Source organism: Comamonas sp. UBA7528, assembly GCF_002479375.1.
Lineage (GTDB): Bacteria > Pseudomonadota > Gammaproteobacteria > Burkholderiales > Burkholderiaceae_C > Comamonas.
This window is the reverse complement of the sequence record NZ_DLMU01000003.1, coordinates 76,667-100,436: the sequence shown is the minus strand read 5'-3', so window position 1 is coordinate 100,436 and position 23,770 is coordinate 76,667. Positions and strand designations below refer to the sequence as shown.

Genomic DNA, 23,770 nt, shown 5'->3' with positions numbered 1-23,770 from the left:
TTCAAATTGTTTCTTATGCTGCCCCTTCCTCCCTTCCCGCCGGAATTGCTCCTCCCCGCTCCGGTACTCGTCGTAGAAGACGATCCGTTGATCCGGCAGCGCCTGTCGGGAATCCTGGCGCACCTGGGATACCAGGCCGATGCGCTGCTGTTCTCCGATTCCCTGGCCCAGGCACGGCATCTGGTGCAGGAATCGCCCATCGCCCTGGCACTGGTCGACCTGGGACTGCCGGATGGCAGCGGGATTGACCTGATCACCGAACTGCGCAACAGTGACCCGGCTCTGGGCATTCTGGTGATTTCGGCGTGGAGCACCGAAGATGTGCTGCTGGGCGCCTTGCGCGCCGGTGCCACCGGCTACGTGCTGAAAGAGCGGGACGATCTGGAAGTCTCGCTCTCGATCCGCAGCGTGTTGCGCGGCGGTGCCCCGATCGACCCCTTCATTGCCCGCCGCATCATTGCCGAATTGCAGCCTGCGCCATCCCCCTCCATGGAGAGCGCGGCCTCCGACGAGGTCAAGCTCAGCATGCGCGAGGGCCAGATCCTGGAGCTGGTCGCCGAAGGCCTTGCCAACCGTGAAATCGCCGAAAAGCTGTTTCTCTCCCGATATACGGTCGAATGCCACATCAAGCATATCTATCGCAAGCTGGCGGTCTCCTCCCGCGTCAAGGCGGTGAAGGAAGCACGCTCGCGCGGACTGCTGTTGTAAGCCGACCGTCACGCTGGCTGGTTTTTGGCTTTTTCCTGCTGCGGGCCTGGTGTGCAGTCGCCCAGCAGGCCCACGCAGACAGCCCCCGCGTGCCGCCAGAGGCACGCCAGTGCCTGCCCCAGGTGCTGCAGGTGCAGGCGACACGCGACAGCAGCGCAGCGGCGGCCCCGCCTGCCGATGCCGCGCTGGACTGGACGCCCGTCACATTGCCCGACCAGTGGCAGCGCCGCTGGCCCGACCACGATGGTGCCGTCTGGTACCGCCTGGACTGGCAGCTCGACTGCATCGACCCTGCCCAGCCCATTGCCCTGTCGCTGTATTCCATGGTGCTGGCCGGCGAGGTCTACCTCAACCAGGATCTGCTGTGGCGTGACAAGCACCTGCAGGAGCCGCTGTCGCGCAGCTGGAACCTGCCGCGCTACACGCTGCTGCCGGCTTCTGCGTTGCGGACCGGCCTGAACCATATCTGGGTCCGCGTCCACGGCCTGGCGGCCCAGACGCCTGGGCTGGGCGAGGTACGCCTGGGCGACCCCGCTGCGGTCCGCCCCTGGTATGAGGCACAGCAGTGGAGTCAGCGCACGCTGATCACCGTGAACCTGGTGGTGTCCGGGGTGCTGGGGACCTTGTTCCTGTGCGCCTGGCTGCTGCGCCGCCGCCACACGGTGTACGGCTGGTATGCCTTCAACTGCGCCTGCTGGGTGCTGTTCACCGCCAATATGCTGCTGACCGAGGCCTGGCCTTTTCCCGGCACCATGGCGATGGCCCGTACCAATCTGCTGCTGTTTGTGTTGTTCTGCAGCAGCTACTGCCTTTTTACCTGGCGCTTTGGCGAACAGCATTTCCCCCGGCTGGAGCGGGCGCTGTGGGGACTGACCGGTCTGGGCTGCGCCTACGCCCTGCTGGTACCCGCCGCCTGGCTGTCCAACGCCTCGCCCGTGACCCCGCTGTTCGCGCTGATCGCCCTGGCCAACACCTTGCAGTTTCCCTTCCATGCCTGGCGTACGCGCAAGCTCATGCACAGCATCTATGCAGGGTGTCTGCTGCTGTTCATGCTGGCGGGCACGCACGATATGGGACTGCTGTACCAGTGGTGGTCAGGCTCCCCGCTGACCCCCTACTCTGCGCTGCTGACCATGGTGGCCCTTTCCGTGACCCTGGGGCGTGAAGTGACGCGCAATATGCAGCGCATCGAAAACTTCAACCAAGAACTGACGGACACCGTAGCCCGGGCCTGCGACGAGCTGGCCCAGACGCTGGAGCGCGAGCATGCGCTGGCACTGCGCCATTTGCGGCTGGAGGAGCGCCTGCAGCTCAGCCACGACCTGCATGACAGCCTGGGCGGCTCGCTGGTCCGCTCCATCGCCTATGTGGAACAGGCCAGCCAGCCGCTGGCCAATGCCCAGATGCTGTCCATGCTCAAGCTGATGCGCGACGACCTGCGCCAGTTGATCGACCACAGCGGTCACACCGAGACGCCCGCAACGCCCGGCGCCTGGGCCGCCCCGCTGCGCCACCGCTTCACCGGGCTGTTCGACGCGCTGGACATCCGGTCCGACTGGCTGATCCCTGCCCACTGGCAGCACCGCCCCAGCGCCCTGCAATGCCTGGGCCTGACCCGGGTGGTGGAAGAGGCGCTGACCAATGTGCTCAAGCACAGCGGTGCCACCCAGGTGCGCGTGGAGCTGCTGCAGCTGCAGCCCCAGCGGCTGCAGCTGCGGGTGCGCGACAACGGAGTGGGGTTTGACGTACCCGGCGTGCAGCAGCACGGCCTGGGGGTGGGCATGCGCAGCATGCGCGCCCGTTTGGAGCGCTTTCACGGCACCTTGCAGATCCAGAGCGCACCCGGTGCAACGCTGCTGGAAGCCAGCTTGTGGTTGCCAGCCGAGGCCGCAGCGGCCGGCACGGCCAGCGGGCCGGCGCCTCAGTCCCTGGTCAGCGCGGATCCACCGCAGCAATGATGCCGCCGCCCAGGCACACGTCGCCGTCGTACAGTACGGCCGACTGGCCGGGCGTGACGGCCCATTGCGCCTCGGGGAAGTCCAAGCGGAACCCTTCGGGCGTGGCCTGCGAAATCAGCGCCGGCGAATCCGGCTGGCGGTAGCGGGTCTTGGAGCCGTACTCCCGGCCGGGTGCCGGCGCATGGCCGGCCACCCAGCTGACCTGGTCCGCCAGCAGCGCATGCGACTGCAGCAGGGGATGGTCATGGCCCTGCACCACGCGCAGGATGTTCTTGTCCAGCTCCTTGGCCGCCACAAACCAGGGCGCATGATCGCCCGCGCCGCGGGCCGCGCCTTTTTCCTTGACCCCGCCGATGCCCAGGCCGGAGCGCTGCCCCAGGGTATAGAAGCTCAGGCCCACGTGCTTGCCCAGCTTGCGGCCCCGGTCGTCCAGGATGGGACCCGGTTCCTTGCTGATGTAGCGGTTCAGAAAATCGCGGAAAGGCCGCTCACCGATGAAGCAGATACCGGTGGAATCCTTCTTCTTGGCATTGGGCAGCGCAATTTCGGCGGCAATGCGGCGCACTTCGGTCTTGCACAGCTCGCCCACCGGGAACATGGCCTTGGACAGCTGGGCCTGGTTCAGACGGTGCAGAAAGTAGCTCTGGTCCTTGCTGGCGTCCACGCCCTTGAGCAGCTCGAACAGGCTGCTGTCCGGGTTCTGGCGCACGCGCGCATAGTGTCCGGTGGCGATCTTCTCGGCTCCCAGGCGCATGGCGTGGTCCAGAAAGGCCTTGAACTTGATCTCGGCATTGCACAGCACGTCCGGGTTCGGCGTGCGGCCGGCCTGGTACTCGCGCAGGAACTCGGCGAACACGCGGTCCTTGTATTCGGACGCGAAGTTCACGTGCTCGATCTCGATGCCCAGCACGTCGGCCACGGCAGCCGCGTCCAGAAAGTCCTGGCGGCTGGAGCAGAACTCACTGTCGTCGTCATCTTCCCAGTTCTTCATGAAGATGCCGACCACGTCGTGGCCTTGCTTTTTGAGAAGGTAAGCCGTCACCGCGGAATCCACGCCGCCAGAAAGTCCCACCACAACCCGATGTTTCGTCATAGGTGTGCGATTATCCCAGCCAGCCGGCAAACCGCAGTTTGCGGGGATAAAGACGGAACGACGATGGAATTGAGGCAGCTGCGCTATTTCGTGCGCATAGTGGAACTGGGCTCGATGAGCCGTGCCGCCGTGGACCTGGACATGGTGCAGTCGGCACTGAGCCAGCAGATCAGCCGCCTGGAGGGTGAGCTGAGCACCCGCCTGCTGCAGCGCACCAGCAAGGGCACGGTGCCCACGGAAGCCGGCGTGGCCTTCTTCCACGAGGCCCAGCTGACACTGCGCCACGCCGACCAGGCCATCCGTGCGGCCCAGCAGGCCAGGCTGTCGGGGGCGGTGAGCATCGGCCTGTCGCCCACGATTGCCAATGTGCTGGGTCTGCCGCTGGTGCGTGCCATGCGCGAACGCTATCCCGATGTGCGCCTGCACATGGTCTCGGCGCTTTCCGGGCATCTGACCAGCCTGTTGAACGCCAGACACCTGGATCTGGCCATACTTTTCGATACCCACAATGCCCGCCGCTGGAGCGTGATGCCGCTGCTGGAAGAGCAGCTGTTCCTGATCCAGTCCCGCCAGCAGCCCGTGGCGCCCCACATCCCGCACGACACCCCCATCCCGCTGGCGCAGCTGCAGCAGGTGCCGCTGATACTGCCCTCGGGCAGCCACGGCCTGCGCAGTTCGGTGATGGCCTCGTTCAACCATGCCGGTTTCCAGTCGCAGATGGCCATGGAAATCGATTCCCTGCCGCTGCTGATGGAGGCCGTGGCCGAAGGCCTGGGCGCCACCGTTCAGCCCTGGTCGGCCGTCGGCATGTACCGGGATGCGGCCGAGCGCTTCCAGTGGTCGCAGATTGCGGACGAGTCCGTGCGCCGCAAAGCCGCGCTGTGCAGTCTGTCGGACGATGAACTCTCTCCCGCCGCGCTGGCCGCGCGCGTGGTGCTGATGGACTGCGCACGGCAACTGGTGCAATGCGGCAACTGGGTCGGCGCCACCCTGAGCGCCTGAACCACGGTCGCAACGCAGCTTTTCTGCCCGTGGCCGGGCACAAATCACTATGCTGGACAGCCTGGGGGTTGCGGCTGCAATGGGTTGATGCGCAGCACCCGCCCCCCGCTGGTGTCGTATCTGCAACCACCGCTGCCACGACCCCGGGATCGGTTGCCATGTCGCCATCTTGCGGCGCTCCCGCTGCAGCATGACGGAGAACCTGCCAGGGGCCAGGCCCTCTGGCGGTACATGGTGGCTGTTTCCGGGCCGTCAGCCCAAGCCAAGCCTCATCCATGACCCCTCTCGATACCCAACTGCTGCTGACCGCCCTGGCCAGCGTGTTGCTGCTGGTCGCGCTCATCGTCTCGCGCATCAAGATGCACCCCTTGCTGGCCCTGCTGGTGGTCTCCGTCGGCGTGGGCTTCGCCACGGGCATGGCCCCCGCCCACATCGTCAAAGAGCTTGGCAATGGCGCGGGCAAGACGCTGGGCTCCGTGGGCGTGGTGATCGCACTGGGGGCCATGCTGGGCAAGATCCTGGCCGACGCGGGCATCACCGAGCAGATTGCTGCGGCCATCCTGAAGCACGCCTCGACCCGCATGGTCCCCTGGGCCATGACGCTGGTGGCTTTTATCGTGGGCATTCCCATGTTCTTTGAAGTGGGCCTGGTCGTGATGCTGCCGCTGATCTTCAGCGTGGCGCAGAAGCTGGAGGGCCAGGCGCGCTTCAAGGGCTCGGCCTATGTTTATGTCGGGGTCCCGGTGATCTCCGCCCTGGCCGCCATGCACGGCATGGTGCCGCCCCACCCCGGCCCGCTGACGGCGATTGCCACGCTCAAGACCACGGTCGGCCCCACCATGCTGTACGGCTTTCTGGCCGCCATTCCGGCCATGGTGCTGGGAGGTCCGCTCTACGGCGCCTTCATCGCGCCGCGCATGACCACCAAGCCCGACCAGGGCCTGCTGGACCAGTTCACCATCGCCGCGCCTGCCACCACCGGCCACAGCCGGCCCAGCGTGGCCCTGGGGGTACTGGCTGCGCTGCTGCCCGCCATCCTGATGCTGGTGCATGCCGTGGCAGAGATGCTGCTGCCCAAGGACTCCGCCGCTCTGCAGGCGGCCAGCTTCCTGGGCAATCCGCTGATCGCCATGCTGCTGGGGGTGCTGTTTGCCATCGTGGCGCTGGTTCTGGTGCGCGGCGGTGACATGGAAAAGCTGCGCGATGCATTGGGCGCCAGCCTCAAGCCCATTGCCTCCATCATCATGATCATTGCCGGCGGCGGCGCTTTCCAGCAGATGCTCACCAGCGCCAAGGTGGGCGATGCCATTGTCCACCTCACCCAGCAATTCGCCTTGCCGCCGCTGATCCTGGGCTGGCTGATCGCCATGCTGCTGTCGGTGTCCACCGGCTCGGCCACCGTGGGCATCGTGGGGGCGGCCGGCCTGCTGGCGCCGCTGGCAGGCGCCGACCCCAGCCTGAACCTGCCGCTGCTGGCGCTGTCCATCGGCTGCGGTTCGCTGTTCTTCAACTACGCCAACCACGCAGGTTTCTGGATGGTCAAGGAATCCTTTGGCATGACGATGGGCGAGGCCACCAAGACCATCTCGGTGGTGCAGTCCATCGTGGCTGTGGTGGGGCTGGTCATGGTGCTGTTCTTCAACGCCGTGGCCCCGCTGGCATAAGCCGCCGCTGGTGCCAGCACCCGGGTCTGCCATGGCAGCGGGCCAGGGCCCAAGACACATCACGAATCGTGATACCCCCATACCCTCCCCCTGCTGCACGGGAGGGGTGGTACTTACTACAGTCGGGTTCAACACTTGGCGGCCGTGCATTTTCCCGGTGATCCGGGCGCAGGCCAGCACAAGCCTTTCCCCACGTTGAACCGCCGCAGGCCCAGGCCTGCGGCAGCCCATCATGAAAACTGAAGCCTTTGACACCGATGTGCTCATCATCGGTGGCGGCAATGCCGCGCTGTGCGCCGCCCTCATGGCCCGCGAAGCCGGCAGCCGTGTGCTGCTGCTGGAGTCCGCGCCCCGCGCCTGGCGTGGCGGCAACTCCAGCCACACCCGCAATCTGCGCTGCATGCACGACGCACCGCAGGATGTGCTGGTGGAGGCCTACCCCGAAGAAGAGTACTGGCAGGACCTGCTGAAAGTCACAGGCGGCATCACCAACGAGCATCTGGCCCGCATGGTGATCCGCGCGTCGAGCACCTGCCGCAGCTGGATGCGCAAGCATGGCGTGCACTTTCAGCCGCCGCTGTCGGGCGCCTTGCATGTGGCTCGCACCAATGCCTTCTTCATGGGCGGCGGCAAGGCGCTGGTGAATGCGTATTTCCGCAGTGCCGAGCAGCTGGGCGTGGAGATACGCTACGAATCGCCGGTCGACCGGCTCGACATCGAAAACGGCCGCTTCCTGGCCGCATGGAGCAAGGGCCGGCGCATCACCGCCAGGAGCTGCGTGCTGGCGGCGGGCGGCTTCGAGTCCAACCGCGAATGGCTGCGCGAAGCCTGGGGCCAGAACGAGCGCGGCGAATGGCCTGCGGACAACTTCATCATCCGTGGCACCGCCTTCAACAAGGGGGTGCTGCTCAAGCACATGCTGGAAGAGCACCAGGCCGACGGCCTGGGCGACCCGACACAGGCGCACATGGTGGCCATCGACGCGCGCGCCCCGCTGTACGACGGTGGCATCTGCACCCGCATCGACTGCGTGTCGCTAGGCGTGGTGGTCAACCGCGAGGCCCAGCGTTTCTACGACGAGGGTGAAGACTTCTGGCCCAAGCGCTATGCGATCTGGGGCCGCCTGGTGGCGCAGCAACCCGGCCAGATTGCCTACTCCATCATCGACAGCAAAGCCATCGGCCGCTTCATGCCGCCGGTGTTCCCCGGCATCCAGGCTGATTCCCTGCCCGAGCTGGCGGAAAAACTGGGCCTGGATGTGGAGCGCTTCATGCAGACCCTGAATGCCTACAACGGCAGTTGCAAGGTCGGCCACTTCGACCACACTGCGCTGGACGACTGCCACACCGAACACCTGGCACCGGCCAAGACGCACTGGGCCCGCCCCATCGACACCGGCCCGTTCTACGGCTATGCGCTGCGCCCCGGTGTCACCTTCACCTACCTGGGCCTCCAGGTGGACGACACCGCCGCCGTGCGCTTCGACAACCTGCCCAGCCCCAACCTGTTTGTGGCCGGCGAAATGATGGCCGGCAATGTGCTGGGCAAGGGCTATACCGCTGGCGTGGGCATGTCGATCGGCACCGCCTTCGGCCGCATTGCCGGTCGCAACGCCGCACGGGCTGCCGCCGGCCAACCTGCCGTGCACGGCGCTGTGAAAGACGAGGCCTGAGCCATGAGCATGCAATCCCTCCAAGATCTGGGCCAGGAAGCCCGCCAGTTGGCGACCGGCAAGGTCATCCCCATCGTGCCCATGAGCGCCGCCGAAGACGAAGTGGCCCGCGTGATGCAGATCTGCAATGCCTGCCGCTACTGCGAAGGCTTCTGTGCCGTGTTTCCGGCCATGACGCGCCGCCTGGAATTCGCCAAGGCCGACGTGAACTTCCTGGCCAATCTGTGCCACAACTGCGGGGCCTGCCTGCACGCCTGTCAGTACGCGCCGCCGCATGAGTTCGGCATCAACATCCCCAAGGCCATGGCCGAGGTACGGGGCCAGACCTATGTCGACTACGCCTGGCCGCCCGCGCTGGGCCAGCTGTACAAGCGCAACGGCCTGACGCTGTCGCTGGCCCTGGTGGCGGCGCTGACGCTGTTCCTGGTGCTGGGTGCCACCTTGCAGGGCGGCGGCCTGGGCGCACTGTGGGGCGCCGATCTGGGCCACAACTTCTACCAACTGTTCCCGCACAACCTGCTGGTGGGCATGTTCGCCCCGGTGTTCCTGTTCGTGGTACTGGCGCTGTCCATGGGCGTGCGCCGCTTCTGGCGCGACATCAAGCCCGCCACCAGCGGTGCCGATGTGAGCGGCGCCGCCGCCTCGGAAGCCACCAGCGATGTGCTGCGCCTGAAATACCTGGACGGCGGCCATGGCGACGGTTGCCACAACGAGGACGACGCCTACACGCTGAAACGCCGTCGCGCCCACCACCTGACGTTCTACGGCTTCCTGCTGTGCTTTGCCGCCACGGCCGTGGCCACGCTCTACCACTACCTGTTCGATCTGCCTGCACCCTACGACTTTCCCAGCCTGCCCAAGCTGCTGGGCGCGGTCGGCGGCGTAATGCTGATGCTGGGCACGGCCGGGCTGTGGGTGCTGAACCGCCAACGCCACCCGCTGCATGGCGATGTGCAGCAAAAGCCCATGGACCTGGGCTTCATCGCCCTGCTGTTCCTGGTGAGCAGCAGCGGTCTGGCGCTGTGGCTGGGCCGTGGCACGCCGGCCCTGGCGCTGCTGCTGTGCCTGCACCTGGGCGCGGTGATGGCCTTGTTTGCCACCCTGCCCTACGGCAAGTTTGCCCATGGCGTGTTCCGCACCGCAGCCCTGCTGCGCCACAACACGGAAAAGCGCCAACCCAACCCCATCGGCCTGGGGGCCGATTGAGCCGCACGGGGCCACAAGCCCCGTGCCGAGCCCAGCTTTCCCCACCCCAAAAACGAAAACATTCCATCCAGGAGACCCCCCGTGAAACGTCGCACCCTCATTCAATCCTCTGCCCTGCTGGCCAGCGCCAGCCTGCTGTGCGGCCTGCCCGCCCAGGCCCAGGACTTTCCGCCCAAGAAGCCCGTGACCCTGGTGGTGGGCTTTGCCGCCGGCGGCGCGGCCGACGCCGCCGCCCGCCTGATCGCCAAGAAGCTGGGCGAGAACATCGGCCAGAGCGTGGTGGTGGAAAACAAGGGCGGTGCGGGCGGCAATATCGCCCACGGTCAGGTGGCCAACAGCGCCACCGATGGCTCGGTGCTGCTGTTCGGCTCCGTGGGCCCGCTGACCATTGCGCCCCACCTGATGAAGCTGAACTACGACCCGTTCAAGGACCTGGCGCCCGTGTCGGGCGGCGTGAACTTCCCCAATGTGCTGGTGGCGCACAAGGGCCTGGGTGTGAAGAACCTGCAGGAGTTCGTGGCCAAGGCCAAAGCCAAGGCCGGCAGCATTGACTTTGCCTCCACCGGCGCGGGCTCGGCCTCCCACCTGGCGGGCGAACTGTTCAACCAGCGCGCCGGCGTGGACATGGTGCACGTGCCCTACAAGGGCGGCGCCCCGGCGCTGCAGGATCTGCTGGGTGAGCGCGTGGCCAGCTACTTTGCCGCCCCGCCCACGGCCCTGCCGCATGTGGAGAGCGGCAAGCTGATTCCGCTGGCCACCACCGGCCTGACACGTCCGGCCTATATGCCCAACATCCCCACGGTGGCCGAAGCCGGTTTCCCCGGCTTTGAGGCCTTGAACTGGTATGCCTTTGTGGCCCCGGGCAAAACCCCCGCGCCCATCCTGGACCGCTGGAATGCCGAAATCGTCAAGGTGCTGAACGACGACGAGGTGAAGAAGTCCCTGCTGGCCCACGGCCTGACACCCCAGCCCACCACGCGCCAGGGCCTGGCCGACTTCATGAAAAAGGAATACGCCCAGTGGGGCAAGGTGGTCAAGGAACGCAAGCTGACCGCCAACTGATGCCGCACCCTGCCGGGCATGCAGCGTGCCCAGCCGCCCCGTTTCCAACACGGGGAACATCCGGCGGCCACCGCCGGATTCCTTCTTTGACAGGCCGCCGCGTGCGGCCTTTTTTTATGGCGTCATCCCAGGGGACAGCCGGGGCCTGCGCCACCGGGCAGGTAGGCGCGGGGAGGCGCCGCTTGCCACGCTCCCGCCACCCGCCTCGGGTGGCCTGGCGTCAGGCGGCTGCCGCCAGCACCGAGGTGGGCTGCGGTTTGGTGAACAGGCTGGGGTCGGCATGGAACATGTCCAGACCGAAGCGCTGGCCCGCCAGATAGTCGCGTACGCTTTGCAGCACCATGGGGCTGCGGTGGCGCTCGGCGCTGGCTTCCAGTTCTTCCAGCGTCATCCACAGGGTGCGCAGCACGCCGTGGTCCAGCGAACGGCCGGCATGGAACGTGCCCAGATCGCCCGTGAAGGAAAAGCGCAGGTAGGTGATGTCGGAGCCGGTGCGGGTGCGCACAAAGCGGTTCATGTAGACGCCCACCAGGGCCGTGGGCGTGAAGCTGTGGGCCGTTTCCTCCAGCACCTCGCGCACGCAGGCCTGCTCCGGGGTTTCCGCCGGATCCAGATGGCCTGCCGGCGTGTTCAGGCGCAGGCCGTCGGCCGTGTCTTCTTCCACCAGCAAAAAACGGCCGTCACGTTCGATGACTGCGGCCACGGTGACATTGGGTTTCCATCGATTGGGCATGGCGGGCATTATCGCCAGCGGGCTGTGACAGCCTTGTCGCAGCTTTCTGACAACTTGTGACAGGTGGTAGGAAGTGAGTGCCCGCCGCCCCGTAGCGCCTTCAGACCATGGGTGGCGCCCAGTGCTGCTCCATGTACAGGGCATCATCGCCATAGCTGCGCAAATGGGCTTTCTGCACCGTATCCCCGGGCTGGCTGGGGACAAAACCGCGCCGCTGCCAGTAGCTGGCCGCTCCTTGCACGGCCACCAGGGCCGCGCGCTGCACTCCGCGCGCCTGGGCCTGGGTCCGGGCTGCGGCCAGCAACCGGGCCGCAATGCCCTGGCCAGCCAGGGCCGGTTCCACGGCCATGTCGTGCAGATAGAGCACGCTGGCCTGGGGCTGCGCATCGAATTCCCCCTGCAGCGGCGTGATCTTGCCGGGATGCGACCAGTACGCCGCCAGATAGGCCACCACCCGGCCCCGGTGCTCGGCCGCCCACGAACACTGGTGCGGCGCCTGCAGGCGCCGGGTGAACACGGCCGCGCCTTCGACATAGTCCGTGCCGTAGCACAGCGCCTGGATGCGCAACACCGCCGCCACGTCGGCCACGGTCAGGCCGCGCAGTTGCAGGGAATCGGTCGGAGAAGAAGCTGCGGGAGCCATGTCCCCGATTATCGGCAGTCCGCTGCCGGCGTGCCGGCGGGCGGCACAGAGCCCTGGCGCGGGCGACCTGCCCCCTGCGCTCAATCGCCCCACTGCGTGCGCACTTCCTCGATCACGGGGCGCAGCGTCATGAACTGCGCCACCAGCGCCGGGTCGAAATGGCGCCCGGCCTGCTCCTGCAGATAGGCCAGGGCATCGTCCACGCTCCAGGCAGCCTTGTAGGGGCGCACCGTGGTCAGCGCATCGAACACATCGGCCACCGCCACAATGCGTGCTTCCAGCGGAATCGCCAGGCCCGCCAGCCCCTGGGGGTAGCCGGAGCCGTCCCATTTTTCGTGGTGGGTCAGGGCAATGGTGCGCGCCATCTGCAGCATGGGGAAGGCATGTTCGCCAATGATTTCGGCGCCCACCTGCGGGTGGGTGCGCATGATGGCCCATTCCCGCTCGTCCAGCGCGCCGGGCTTGAGCAACACCGCATCGGGAATGCCGATCTTGCCCACATCGTGCATGGGCGCCGCGTTGAACAGATCGTCCACCCAGTCCGGCCCGCAGCCCAGCGCCTGGGCCAGGGCCCTGGCATACAGGCTCATGCGGATTACATGCTTGCCGGTCTCGTTGTCCTTGTATTCGGCCGCGCGGCCCAGGCGCTGCACGATCTGCAGCCGCGAGGCGTGCAGTTCGTCCGCCCGCACCAGGGACAGATGGGTACGGACCCGGGCGCGCACCACGGGCGCACGCACGGGCTTGACGATGTAGTCCACCCCGCCCAGGGCAAAGCCACGCTCCTCGTCCGCGCTGTCGGACAGGGCACTGACAAAGATCACCGGGATGGCCGCCGTGCGCGCATCGGCCTTGAGCTGTTCGCAGACGGTGTAGCCATCCATGCCCGGCATCATCACGTCCAGCAGGATCAGATCGGGCTTTTGCTGCGCCAGCTGCAGCGCCTTGGCACCATCGGTGGCAAACAGCAGCCGGTACTCGTCCTGCAGCACCTGGCGCAGCACATGCAGATTGGTGGGTTCATCGTCTACCACCAGCAGGCGCTTGCGCTGGTCAGTGGGGGCCTGCGGGGCCACGGGCCGGGGGGCTACGCGAGTGTCCATTGTTTCTTCAGAGCATGGGCGCATTCCAGCGCACGGTCAAAATCGAAAGCGTCCACGGCTTCCTGCAGCGGCAGGATGTCGAGGGACGAGGCATGCTGCTGCAGCGCATCCAGCGCGTCCGAGGCCAGCTCGCCCCCTTGCAGCGCGGCAATGGTTTCGTCCAGCCAGTACTGCAGCTGCGCGGCCGGGACGTCGGCAGCCGCCTCCACAGGGGTCGCCGGGACGGCCGTGGTGTCCTGCCGCGCCAGCAGACCGTCCAGATGCGCCAGCGCCGGCGGCAGATCGCGCAGCTGGCGGTCTGCCAGGGCCACATCGCGGCTGCGGGCCGCGCCTTCCAGCGTGGCGGCCATGGTGTAGAGCGTGTTCAGCGCCAGATTGCCCGCGGCACCGCGCATGCGGTGGGCGGCGGCGGCCAGCTCGACCCAGTCTTCGGCATCGCGCAGCGATTGCAGACGCAGCGCCTGGCCCGGCTGGTCCTTGGCAAAACGGCGCAGGGCACGCAGCAGACTGTCCATGCTGCCCCAGCGCTGCAGGCCGGCGGGCCAGTCGATCACATGGGTGTTGGCCATGGCCTCGCGCTGCAGGCTGCTGGTGTCCGGGACGGCCGCCTTCAGCTGGGCATCGAGCTTCAGCACCCGGGTCATTTCGGCATACAGCTTGGGCAGCTCCAGCGGCTTGGCGGCAAAGCCATCCATGCCGGCCGCCGCCGCGGCGCGGCGGTCTTCCTCCAGCACGCTGGCCGACAGTGCCACGATGGGCACCGGTGTACGCTGCTGCGCCACCTCCCAGGCACGGATGGCGCGCGCGGCCTCCAACCCGTCCATGCCCGGCATCTGCAGGTCCATCAGCACCAGGTCGTAGCCGTTCTGCTGGAACAGTGCCACGGCTTCGCGGCCATCACCGGCCAGCGTCACCCGGTGGTGGGACTTGCGCAGGTGGATGTCCAGCAACTCCAGGTTTTCCGGCACATCATCGGCCGCCAGCACCCGCAGCGAAGGCAACTCGCCATAGCTGCGTACGCTTTGCACATCCACATGCTGGCCCGGCGGCAACGGCAAGATCACACGGAAGCTGCTGCCCTGGCCCACCGTGCTTTCGACTTCGATGCGGCCGCCCATCAGCTCTGCCAGCTGGCGCGAGATGGTGGTGCCCAGCCCGGTGCCGCCGTATTGGCGGGTGGTCGAGGCATCCGCCTGGGCGAAGGGATCGAAGATGCGGCGGATCTGCTCCCGGGCAATGCCGATGCCGGTGTCCTGTACCGTCATGCACAGTCGGCCGTCCAGATAGTCCACCTGCACAGTCACGCCGCCGCTTTCCGTGAACTTGATGGCATTGCCCACCAGGTTCACCAAGATCTGCTGCACACGCAGCGCGTCGCCCACCAGATAGGGCGGCACCTCGCGGTCGAAATCGAGCCGCAGAAAGAGTTTTTTCTTGTCGGCACTGATGCGCAGCGACGCCAGGATCTGCTCGCACAGCTCGCGCGGGCTGAAAGACGCCTGCTCCAGCAGCACGGCCCCCTTGTCCAGCTTGGCCGTGTCCAGAATGTCGTTGAGCAGCCGCAGCATGGAGCGCGCCGAGTAGTGCACCGTGCTCAGATAGCGCGACTGCTGGGGTTGCAGCGGTGTGTCCAGCAGCGCCTCGGTGAAGCCGATGATGGCATTCATCGGCGTGCGGATCTCATGACTCATATTGGCCAGGAAGGTGCTGCGCGCCGCGGCCGCGGCTTCGGCATGCTCCTTGGCCAGCAGCAGCTCCTGCTCCATCTTGCGCCGCCCCGTCAGGTCGGTGATCAGCTGCACGATCTTGGACGGCTGCCCCCCGGCATCCAGGATGGGGTTGTAGCTGCTCTGCACCCACAGCAGGCGCCCGCCCTGGCCCACATGCTGGTATTCGCCGGCATCGGGCTTGCCGCTGCGCAGTTGGCCCCACAGCTGCATGTAGCTGGCGTCGGCCACATGCTCAGGCGGGCACAGCAGGCGGTGGAACTTGCCCACCACCTCCTCGGCGCTGTAGCCGAACAGCTGGCAGAAGTTGTCGTTGACGGCCGTGATGCGGCCGGCCAGGTCGTACTCCACCACGGCCAGCGCGCTGTTGATGGCATTCATCGTGCCTTCGAACTCGGCATTGCGGGTCTTGAGCGCGGTGTTGTCCATCAGCACGCCGTCGACATACTGCAGCACGCCATCGGCGCCATAGATGCCGCGCGCGCTCTCGGTCACCCAGCGCACGCCGCCATCGCGGTGCAGAATGCGGTACTCCACCGTGTAGGGCTCGCTGCGCGCCAGCGCATCATTCACCTGGCGCCAGAACGCCTGCGCATCGTCAGGGTGCAAGATGTCGACGAAGCGGATGCGCTGGTCCAGGAAGTCTTCGGCCGGCCAGCCCGTCAAGGACTCCACAGCCCCGCCCAGAAACAGCGGTGAGCCCGCCTCGCCCAGCTGGCGGCGGAAGGTCACCCCCGGCAGATTGCTGATCAACGTGCGGTGCTGCTTTTCGCTGCGGCGCACGGCTTCCTCCATCTGCTTGCGGCTGCGGATATCGGTCAGAAAGCCCACGAACAGCGGCATGCCCGGCAGCGGGACGCGCCCCAGGGCCAGGCGCACGTCGACCAGAGAGCCGTCCTTGTGCAGTGCCGTCACCTCGCGGCCTACGCCGATGATGCTGGAGTGACCGGTATCGATGTGGCGGCGCAGGTAGTTGTCATGCTCGCGCTGCATGGGCTGGGGCATCAGCATGCTGACGTTCTTGCCGATCACCTCCTGCGCCGTCCACCCCAGCAGGCGTTCTGCCGCCCCGTTGAAGGAACTGATCAGGCCATTGCCTTCGATCATGATGATGGCATCCACCGCCGTATCCACCACGGCGCGCAGGCGGGATTCGCTGCGTTTGATGTCATGGAAGAACTGGCGGTAGCGCAGGCCCACATTCAGCGCGATGACCAGCAGGCTGAGCAGCAGCACAAAGCCGCTCAGTCCGGCCACCAGGCTCAGGTGGGTGCCGGGGTCGGCCGTGGCCTGCGCCGGCAGCGGGTCGGTATAGCGGATGGCGCCCATGGCTGTGTAGTGCATGCCGGCAATGGCACAGCCCATGATGGAGCCGCCCAGCAGCGTGGGCCACAGACGCCGGCCGCTGTATGCCAGGCGAAAGCGCACGGCCAGCGCGGCAGCCGCCAGCAGCACGCTCACCGCCACCGCCAGGAACACGCCCAGGGGCGTGTAGCGCATGATGTCACGCAGGCTGGACGCGGCCATGCCGATGAAATGCATGCTGCCGATGGCCACGCCCATCAGCACGGCTGACAGCCACAGCCGGCGCACGGAAATCGCTTCGCGCATCATCACGCGCAGTGCCAGCCATGAGGCCAGCAGCGCCGGCAAGGTGGACAGCAGCGTGATCCAGGGATCGAAGCCATTCTGGGCACAGGGCAGGTAGGCCAGCATGCCGACGAAATGCATGCTCCAGATACCGCCGCCCATGGCCAGAGCACCGGTGCTCAGCGCCGTGGTGCGCGCCCAGCGGTGCTGGCTGCGGCGCGCCATGACGGCCATCTGCAGCGCCATCATGGACGACAGCACCGCAATCGCCACCGAAACCGCCACCAGCAGCGGGTCCATCCAGGTCCACAGCGGAGGGGCAAAGCCCTCGCCGTGGATGAAAAACAGGTCCAAGATCACGATGAAGGCAGCAGAGGCTGTGGTTCGTCCAGAAAACGGTGGCGATGGCCGGCGGCATTGACCAGAGGCCATTGCACTGCAAGCAGGCGCATGCTGACATGCCCGGGCCGGTTGTTGCACAAAGTTTCACAAATTTCCGAACAACCCCTCCGGTCCAAGGCCATGCCCCGCGGTCAATTGATAGCCTCAATCAATCATTTATAGCATTTTGATTGGATTTGTATTAGTCGGTGACCTACCATGACCACACGGTTCGCTGGTGATGCGGACCCTGTGCCTTCCCCCCTTTTTGCCGACACCGCCATGACCTGTATCCACCGTTTGATCGACCACCACCAGACCAGCTTGCGCAAGACCGCCAGCTACTATCTGGTGCACATCGTGGTGGCCGCTGCGGTCGCCTATGCCGTCACCGGCAACCTGCACACCGCGCTGGCGCTGAGCCTGCTGGAGCCCACGGTACAGGCCGTGGCCTTCTTTTTCCATGACAAGGCCTGGGAACGGACCAGGGCGTTCCGGGCACGCACCCTGGTCAAGACCGGCAGCTACTACCTGCTGCACATCGGCGTGGCGTCGATGGTGGCCTACACCGTCACCGGCAGCTGGATCCAGGCCCTGACGCTGAGCCTGCTGGAGCCCACCGTACAGATGGTCTTCTTCTACCTGCACGAGAAGCTGTGGGAACGCCGCACGCAGCGCCGTCAGCAGACCGTTTCCGCAGCCTGAACCCGCTGTCCACGATCGGAGCCACCATGTCCCATGCCATCCGCACCCAGTTTCGCCATTGGTTGACACAGCGCCTGGCGCACTGGGCCTGCGCGCTGTGACGCAGGCGGCCTGCAGGCAGGCATGCAAAAGCCCGCCGGGCAGGGGCACCAGGCGGGCTGCGGGTGAGGAATGCCGTGCCTTGAACGCCGCTCAGGCGCGTTCGTCCAGCAGGGAACCTTGCATGCGGTCGTTGGTGCGCAGCACCTGCAGATTGGCCAGATAGGCGTAGCTGGCGCTGATCTGCTCGACGGCCTCCTGCTCCAGCGCCACGCCTTGCTGGCCGCGCACGGTTTGCGCCGTCACCCCACCTTCGGGCACGGCCTGCTGCGCCACCTGCTGGCGGCGGAAACCTTCCGTCTGCTGGTTGGCCACATTGTGGGCCGAGGCGTTCAAGCGCTGCTGTGCTGCCTGCAAGCCGGACTGGGCAATGGATGCGATGGCGCTCATGCCGCTCTCCTACCGAAGTGATGAACCAAGATCAACATGGCGAAAGCATGCCACGGCAGCGCCATTTCGGCCAGCCCGGCGGCACCGGCCGGCGGCAGACCACCCCCGGGACAAACTGTGGATAAACCTCATAAAAACCACCTGATGGTGTGTGCAAGCTGTGGCTGTACGGTGGATAGCCCCTGCACCATGGGCTTTCTCCGTTGGTTTTCGGCTATTTCGGCCATTTCTGCCGTTTTCGCGAAAAAACCGCCTCCGCAGGGAATTTTTTCCGCCGTGCTGGGTCCACCGTTCGTCACACCGCTGTCATGGCGGGACGCCACACTGGCGGCGTCCGCACGGTTTTTCCGTTGGCTGGCAGTATTGTTTCCTTGTGGCTCTTTCAGGGCTACTTTATGGCCGCCCCCTGGGGCGGCTTTTTTTTGCTGCACTGGTGGTCGCAGCGACCGCCTCGCGGCTGCGCTGGCATCCGCCTGCTGGACGCTGCACCATCACCCTGGTCATCTCGGGCGCCCATGGCGAACAAAGGCATGGCACCGCCTCATGCGGCCTGTGGATAAAGCTGGGAGCAAGCCTGTGCACAGGCCTGTAGAAACTGTGCCCTTCTGTGGACAAGCCCCCGACTGCCCCGCAAACAGGGTGCGGCAGCGCTATGCCGCGCCCTCCCCACCATGGGCCGCCACCAGACAGTCGATGAAGGCCTGCGCGGCGCGGCTGGGCTGGGGTGACAGCCGCCACATCGCCACAAACTGGCAGTCGTAGTGAAAGCGCGCCGGCGCCACCGCCTGCAGGCGGCCGGCCGCTTCCAGCGCCTGGGCATAATGGTCGGGCAGAAAGCCCAGGTAGCAGCCCGACAGGATCAGCGTGGCAATTGCCTCCTGGTCAAAGCCTGTGGCCTTGCGCGGCAGGTGCGCACGGTGGCTCAGCTCCATGTTCGGGGAATGCTCGCCCAGCCCCGCAAACGGGTAGTGGCGCAGCCCCTCCCAGTCCAGATCGCCATGGTGGGCGCCATACAGCGGGTGGCCGGCGGCGCAGTACAGCTGCATGTGTTCGGCAAACAGATCCCGGTAGACCAGGCTGGCCGAAGCCCGGTGCGCTGGAATGATGCCCACCTGAAAGCGCCCGTCCATCAGCCCGCGCTCGATGGTGTTGATGCTGCTGACATGCAGCTGCAGATTCACCTCGGGCGCCTGGCGGTGGAAGGCACGGATGGCGGCGTCCAGGTGGGCCGCCGGGTTGGTGACGGTCTTGTCGAACACCGCCACCTCCAGATTGCCGCCCATGCGGTCGTGGATGTCGTCGATCTGGCTGCGGAACAGGTCCACGCCGCCCAGCAGCTGCAGCGTGGCCTCGTACACCTTCAGCCCTTCGGCGGTGGTGGCAAACCCCGCGCGCCCGCGCCGGCACAGCACGAGGCCCAGCCGCTCTTCCAGGTCTTTCATGTGGCGGCTGAGCGTGGAGGCGCTGATGTTCAGCTCCAGCTCGGCGGCCGACATGCCGCCGCACTCCACCACGCTCTTGAAAATGCGCAGCAGGCGCAGATCCATGTCGCTAAGCTGGCCCAGCACCGCGCGGGCACGGGCCATGGGCGCGGGCACGGGTGCGCCCGTGGGGGCGGCAGCGGAAACGGGTGCAGAAATGCGAGCAGGCCGTGACGTCATGGCAAGCATTAGAGCAAGTTTTGCACCAGCGGCCTAGACAGCAGCATCTCCCCGGCACCCGGCCATGTGCTCTCGCCCTGCGGCAGGCCTTGCGCATCCGTTACAGCAGGGCCGCGGCAGCGCTGGTGTAATTGGCCCCAGCGCACGCCGTGCGCCCTGCCCTCCTGCTGCCCGCCATGATTCCTGTCCACGATCTGCTGGTGTTTGCCGGCGCCTCCCTGCTGCTGGTGCTCACCCCCGGGCCGAACATGCTGTACCTGATCTCGCGCTCCATCTGCCAGGGGCGCACGGCCGGCGTGACGTCGCTGGCCGGCGTGGTGCTGGGCTTTTTTGTGCACATGCTGGCCGCCAGCCTGGGGGTCACGGCCTTGTTCATGGCCGTGCCCATGGCGTTCGAGGCCCTGAAATGGGCCGGTGCCGCCTACCTGCTGTGGATGGCCTGGCAGGCGCTGCGGCCGGGCGGCGCCTCACCGTTCGAGCAGACCACCACGCTGCCGCCCGAGTCACCGCGCAGGCTGTTTGCCATGGGGCTGTTCACCAGCATCCTCAACCCCAAGGTGGCGATCTTCTATCTGTCCATCTTTCCGCAGTTCGTCAGCGCCGAGCATGGCTCGGTGTTCTGGCAGAGCGTGACGCTGGGCATGGTCCAGATCACCACCAGCTTCAGCGTCAACCTGCTGATCACGCTGTTTGCCGCACGCATTGCGATCTGGTTCAAGGACAACCCGCACTGGCTGCGCGCCCAGAAATGGGTCATGGGGACAGTGCTGGCCGGCCTGGCGGTGCGCCTGGCCATGGAACAGCGCCGCTAGGCGCGGCAGAGCCCCCGGGCCACCCCGCTGCCTGCCGAACACGCGCACCCATTACTTGCGATATTTCGCAAGTAAACATGGGTTTACGGCTATTCAAGAAAACGTGGACCGCTCCAACAATGGATTGCATACCGATCCCCCTGCCTGGAGCCTCCCATGGACTTTGCCGACATCACCCAACCCGCTGCCACCGCCACCCGCATGGATGCCGCCTGGCTGGACGCGCACTGGATGCCGTTCACCGGCAACCGCAACTTCAAGGCCAATCCGCGCATGGTCGTGGGTGCACAGGGCGCTTACCTGCACGACAGCGCCGGCCGCAAGATTTTTGACGGCCTGTCGGGCCTGTGGTGCTCGGGCCTGGGCCATGGCCGCAAGGAAATCGCCGAAGCCGTGGGCAAGGCCGCGCTGCAGCTGGACTATGCGCCCGCCTTCCAGTTCGGCCACCCCGCGGCCTTCGCGCTGGCCAACAAGATCAAGGAACTGACGCCCGACGGCCTGGACTATGTGTTCTTCACCGGCTCGGGCTCGGAAGCCGCAGACACCTCGCTGAAGATGGCGCGCGCCTACTGGCGCACCAAGGGCCAGGCCGGCAAGACCCGCCTGATCGGGCGCGAAAAGGGCTACCACGGCGTGAATTACGGCGGCATCTCGGTGGGCGGCCTGTCGGGCAACCGCAAGATGTTCGGCCAGGGTATCGAAGCCGACCACCTGCCCCACACCCAGCCCGCCACCGGCTCGTTCTGCAAAGGCATGCCCGACATCGACGGTCGCGCGCTGGCCGACCGCCTGCTGGACGTGATCGCCCTGCACGACGCCAGCACTATTGCCGCCGTGATCGTCGAGCCCTTCTCCGGCTCGGCTGGCGTGGTGATTCCGCCCGCTGGCTATCTGCAGCGCCTGCGTGAAATCTGCACACAGAACAACATCCTGCTGATCTTCGACGAAGTCATCACCGGCTTCGGCCGCTGCGGCGGCTGGACGGGGTCGGAAGTGTTCGGTGTCACCCCTGACATCCTGAACTTCGCCAAGCAGGTCACCAACGGCGCCCAGCCCCTGGGTGGCTGTGTGGCCAGCAAGGACATCTACGACACCTTCATGGCCGCCGGTGGCCCCGAGTACATGCTGGAGTTTGCCCACGGCTACACCTACTCGGCCCACCCCGTGGCCTGCGCCGCCGGCCTGGCTGCGCTGGACATCCTGCAGAAGGAAGACCTGCCCGCCCGCGTCAAGGCACTGGCACCCAGGTTCGAGGCGGCCGTGCACAGCCTGAAGGGCACCCGGCATGTGGCCGACATCCGCAACTTCGGTCTGGCGGCCGGCTTCACCATCGCCCCGCTGCCGGGCGAGCCTGCCAAGCGCCCCTACGAGATCGCGATGGCCATGTGGGAAAAAGGCTTTTACGTGCGCTATGGCGCGGACACCATCCAGCTGGCCCCGCCCTTTATCAGCACCGAGGCCGAGATCGACCGCCTGGTCAGCGCGCTGGGCGACACCTTGCAGGCCACGGCGTAAATCCGCCCGTGCCAGCGCCGCTGTCCCGCAGGCGCTGGCCTCCGTTGACGTGCGTGCTGATACTGCCGCACATTCCTGAAACCATAGCTGCTGCAGCACACCCAGATTGCGCTGCAGCCCATTGAGCACCAAGCCCATGCACAAGGACTCCGCCATCACCACCACCGTCGGCCACCTGATCGACGGCCAGCTCGTCCCCGACACCGAACGCACCCAGCCGGTGTTCAACCCCGCCACAGGCCAAAGCACGCTGAACGTGGCGCTGGCCAGCAAGACCACGGTGGAAGCGGCCATTGCCTCGGCTGAAAAAGCCTTCCCTGCCTGGCGCAACACGCCGCCGCTCAAGCGCGCCCGCGTGATGAGCAAGCTCAAGGTGCTGCTGGAGCAGAACGCCGACCAGATTGCCGCGCTGATCACTGCCGAACACGGCAAGGTGCTGGCCGACGCGCATGGCGAGCTGCAGCGCGGCATCGAGAACGTGGAATACGCCAGCTACGCACCCGAGCTGCTCAAGGGCGAGCACAGCCGCAACGTGGGCCCCGGCATCGACAGCTGGAGCGAATTCCAGGCCCTGGGCGTGACGGCCGGCATCACGCCGTTCAACTTCCCCGCCATGGTGCCGCTGTGGATGTGGCCCATGGCCGTGGCCTGCGGCAACACCTTTGTGCTCAAGCCCTCCGAGCGCGACCCCAGCAGCACCTTGCTCATCGCCCAGCTGGCACTGGAAGCCGGTCTGCCCCCGGGCGTTCTGAACGTGGTCAACGGCGACAAGACCGCCGTGGACACGCTGCTGCAGGACCCGCGCGTCAAGGCCGTGAGCTTTGTGGGCTCCACCCCCATCGCGGAGTACATCTACGCCGAAGGCTGCAAGCACGGCAAGCGCGTGCAGGCCCTGGGTGGCGCCAAGAACCACGCCATCCTGATGCCCGATGCCGATGTGGACAACGCCGTCAGCGCGCTGATGGGCGCGGCCTACGGCAGCTGCGGCGAGCGCTGCATGGCCATCCCGCTGCTGGTGGCCGTGGGTGACGCAGTGGGCGACGCGGTGATCGCCGGCCTGAAGACCGAAATCGCCAAGATGAAGGTCGGCCCCGGTACCGACAACAGCAACGACATGGGCCCGCTGGTGACCAAGCCCCATTTCGAGAAGGTGAAAGCCTATGTGGACAGCGGCGTGGCCGAAGGGGCCACGCTGGTGGTCGATGGCCGCAGCGTGAAGGTGGCCGGCCACGAGGAAGGCTATTTCCTGGGCGCCTGCCTGTTCGACCATGTCAAACCCGGTATGAAGATCTACCAGGAAGAAATCTTCGGCCCGGTGCTGGGCGTGGTGCGCGTGCAGACGCTGCAGCAAGCCATGCAGCTGATCGACGACCACGAATACGGCAACGGCACCTGCATCTTCACCCGCGACGGTGAAGCAGCCCGCTACTTCACCGACCACATCCAGGTCGGCATGGTGGGCGTGAACGTGCCCCTGCCCGTGCCCGTGGCCTACCACTCGTTCGGCGGCTGGAAGCGCTCGCTGTTCGGCGACCTGCATGCCTACGGCCCCGATGCCGTGCGCTTCTACACCAAGCGCAAGACCATCACCCAGCGCTGGCCCAGCGCCGGCGTGCGCGAAGGGGCGGTGTTCAGCTTCCCCAGCAGCCGCTGAAAAGGCTTTTGCGTCTGTCTCCACATGCCCCGCTTCGGCGGGGCTTTTTTATGCGCCCGGCCACGGCAGCCCTGCAGCACGGACCCTGCCCCAGGGTGCACTCTTCAATGCCCGGGGTCTGTGGTGCAGACCGGCAATGCTGCGCCGCCCTGCTCTGGCTGTCTGCATCCCCCGGGCACAGACTCCGGCCTGAAAACACATGGGCATCTGAGCGGCCTCCGCACCGCCAGCTTACTTTTTCTGCGTCCCTGTCTTGGACCTGGCAGCGGTCTTTGCCGCCACCGGCTTCGCTGCGGCGGTGCTGCGGGATCGAGCGCTCGCAACGGCCTTCGCCTTCGGCGAAGTCGCAGCGTGCAACGGTTCCGGGGCCGTTCGCACCGCCGCCTGCCCGC

At 66.4% G+C, this 23,770-nt stretch carries 18 protein-coding genes and 1 pseudogene; 12 read left to right on the top strand and 7 right to left on the bottom strand.

The annotated features are described in order from the left end of the window. Positions 1 to 15 precede the first annotated feature (15 nt). Positions 16 to 708: a response regulator transcription factor gene (locus B3349_RS03475; protein WP_291586437.1), complete on the top strand. Its 693-nt coding sequence runs from the start codon at positions 16 to 18 to the stop codon at positions 706 to 708. A gap of 89 nt (positions 709 to 797) precedes the next feature. Beyond that, a complete protein-coding gene (locus B3349_RS03470) occupies positions 798 to 2,666 on the top strand; it encodes a sensor histidine kinase (RefSeq protein WP_291586435.1) in 1,869 nt (622 codons plus the stop codon). Here B3349_RS03470 and mnmA read toward each other — a convergent pair. Then, the gene (gene mnmA, locus B3349_RS03465) at positions 2,641 to 3,759 is read right to left on the bottom strand and encodes a tRNA 2-thiouridine(34) synthase MnmA (RefSeq protein WP_291586434.1); all 1,119 of its coding nucleotides are present in this window, start codon (positions 3,757 to 3,759) and stop codon (positions 2,641 to 2,643) included. The genes B3349_RS03470 and mnmA overlap by 26 nt on opposite strands. Before the next feature lie 63 nt (positions 3,760 to 3,822). On the opposite strand from mnmA, the gene B3349_RS03460 reads away from it, so the two are divergent. The 5 genes from B3349_RS03460 to B3349_RS03440 all read left to right on the top strand — a co-directional run bounded on the left by B3349_RS03460 (position 3,823) and on the right by B3349_RS03440 (position 10,365). Continuing rightward, on the top strand, positions 3,823 to 4,761 hold the full coding sequence (locus B3349_RS03460) for a LysR family transcriptional regulator (RefSeq protein ID WP_291586432.1): 939 nt from the start codon (positions 3,823 to 3,825) through the stop codon (positions 4,759 to 4,761). 275 nt (positions 4,762 to 5,036) lie between these two features. Then, positions 5,037 to 6,425, top strand: coding sequence for a GntP family permease (locus tag B3349_RS03455; protein ID WP_291586431.1), 1,389 nt, complete (start codon positions 5,037 to 5,039; stop codon positions 6,423 to 6,425). A 232-nt stretch (positions 6,426 to 6,657) separates the two neighbouring features. Further along, the gene (gene tcuA, locus B3349_RS03450; RefSeq protein ID WP_291586429.1) at positions 6,658 to 8,097 is read left to right on the top strand and encodes an FAD-dependent tricarballylate dehydrogenase TcuA; all 1,440 of its coding nucleotides are present in this window, start codon (positions 6,658 to 6,660) and stop codon (positions 8,095 to 8,097) included. A 9-nt stretch (positions 8,098 to 8,106) separates the two neighbouring features. Then, entirely contained in the window at positions 8,107 to 9,303 is a 1,197-nt protein-coding gene (tcuB, locus tag B3349_RS03445; RefSeq protein WP_291586628.1) for a tricarballylate utilization 4Fe-4S protein TcuB, read from the top strand. An 81-nt stretch (positions 9,304 to 9,384) separates the two neighbouring features. Next, entirely contained in the window at positions 9,385 to 10,365 is a 981-nt protein-coding gene (locus B3349_RS03440) for a Bug family tripartite tricarboxylate transporter substrate binding protein (RefSeq protein ID WP_291586428.1), read from the top strand. A 220-nt stretch (positions 10,366 to 10,585) separates the two neighbouring features. Here B3349_RS03440 and B3349_RS03435 read toward each other — a convergent pair whose 3' ends face one another. The 4 genes from B3349_RS03435 to B3349_RS03420 all read right to left on the bottom strand — a co-directional run bounded on the left by B3349_RS03435 (position 10,586) and on the right by B3349_RS03420 (position 16,521). Further along, positions 10,586 to 11,107: an NUDIX hydrolase gene (locus tag B3349_RS03435; RefSeq protein ID WP_291586427.1), complete on the bottom strand. Its 522-nt coding sequence runs from the start codon at positions 11,105 to 11,107 to the stop codon at positions 10,586 to 10,588. 91 nt (positions 11,108 to 11,198) lie between these two features. Continuing rightward, on the bottom strand, positions 11,199 to 11,741 hold the full coding sequence (locus B3349_RS03430) for a GNAT family N-acetyltransferase (RefSeq protein WP_291586425.1): 543 nt from the start codon (positions 11,739 to 11,741) through the stop codon (positions 11,199 to 11,201). Positions 11,742 to 11,821: 80 nt separating this feature from the next. Continuing rightward, entirely contained in the window at positions 11,822 to 12,844 is a 1,023-nt protein-coding gene (locus B3349_RS03425; RefSeq protein ID WP_291586423.1) for a response regulator, read from the bottom strand. Further along, a complete protein-coding gene (locus B3349_RS03420) occupies positions 12,829 to 16,521 on the bottom strand; it encodes a PAS domain S-box protein (protein ID WP_291586421.1) in 3,693 nt (1,230 codons plus the stop codon). Before B3349_RS03420 ends, B3349_RS03425 begins: the two co-directional genes overlap by 16 nt. Positions 16,522 to 16,824: 303 nt before the next feature. Between B3349_RS03420 and B3349_RS03415 the strand changes: the two are divergent. Both B3349_RS03415 and B3349_RS03410 read left to right on the top strand, forming a co-directional pair. After that, a pseudogene (locus B3349_RS03415) lies at positions 16,825 to 17,025 on the top strand (DUF2061 domain-containing protein); the annotation flags it as partial. Positions 17,026 to 17,049: 24 nt separating this feature from the next. Continuing rightward, on the top strand, positions 17,050 to 17,247 hold the full coding sequence (locus B3349_RS03410) for a DUF2061 domain-containing protein (RefSeq protein ID WP_291586627.1): 198 nt from the start codon (positions 17,050 to 17,052) through the stop codon (positions 17,245 to 17,247). Positions 17,248 to 17,439: 192 nt separating this feature from the next. On the opposite strand, the gene B3349_RS03405 is transcribed toward B3349_RS03410, so the two are convergent. Next, positions 17,440 to 17,736: a flagellar basal body protein gene (locus B3349_RS03405; protein WP_291586419.1), complete on the bottom strand. Its 297-nt coding sequence runs from the start codon at positions 17,734 to 17,736 to the stop codon at positions 17,440 to 17,442. 650 nt (positions 17,737 to 18,386) lie between these two features. Continuing rightward, the gene (locus B3349_RS03400; protein ID WP_066538223.1) at positions 18,387 to 19,322 is read right to left on the bottom strand and encodes a LysR family transcriptional regulator; all 936 of its coding nucleotides are present in this window, start codon (positions 19,320 to 19,322) and stop codon (positions 18,387 to 18,389) included. Between the two features lie 251 nt (positions 19,323 to 19,573). On the opposite strand from B3349_RS03400, the gene B3349_RS03395 reads away from it, so the two are divergent. The 3 genes from B3349_RS03395 to B3349_RS03385 all read left to right on the top strand — a co-directional run bounded on the left by B3349_RS03395 (position 19,574) and on the right by B3349_RS03385 (position 23,378). After that, a complete protein-coding gene (locus B3349_RS03395) occupies positions 19,574 to 20,209 on the top strand; it encodes a LysE family translocator (RefSeq protein ID WP_291586417.1) in 636 nt (211 codons plus the stop codon). A gap of 156 nt (positions 20,210 to 20,365) precedes the next feature. Continuing rightward, complete coding sequence (aptA, locus tag B3349_RS03390) at positions 20,366 to 21,724, top strand: omega-aminotransferase AptA (RefSeq protein ID WP_291586415.1); 1,359 nt, start codon at positions 20,366 to 20,368, stop codon at positions 21,722 to 21,724. Positions 21,725 to 21,860: 136 nt separating this feature from the next. Further along, positions 21,861 to 23,378 carry a CoA-acylating methylmalonate-semialdehyde dehydrogenase gene (locus tag B3349_RS03385; protein WP_291586414.1) on the top strand — a complete coding sequence of 506 codons (1,518 nt, stop codon included), beginning with the start codon at positions 21,861 to 21,863 and terminating at the stop codon, positions 23,376 to 23,378. The last annotated feature ends 392 nt before the right edge of the window (positions 23,379 to 23,770 follow it).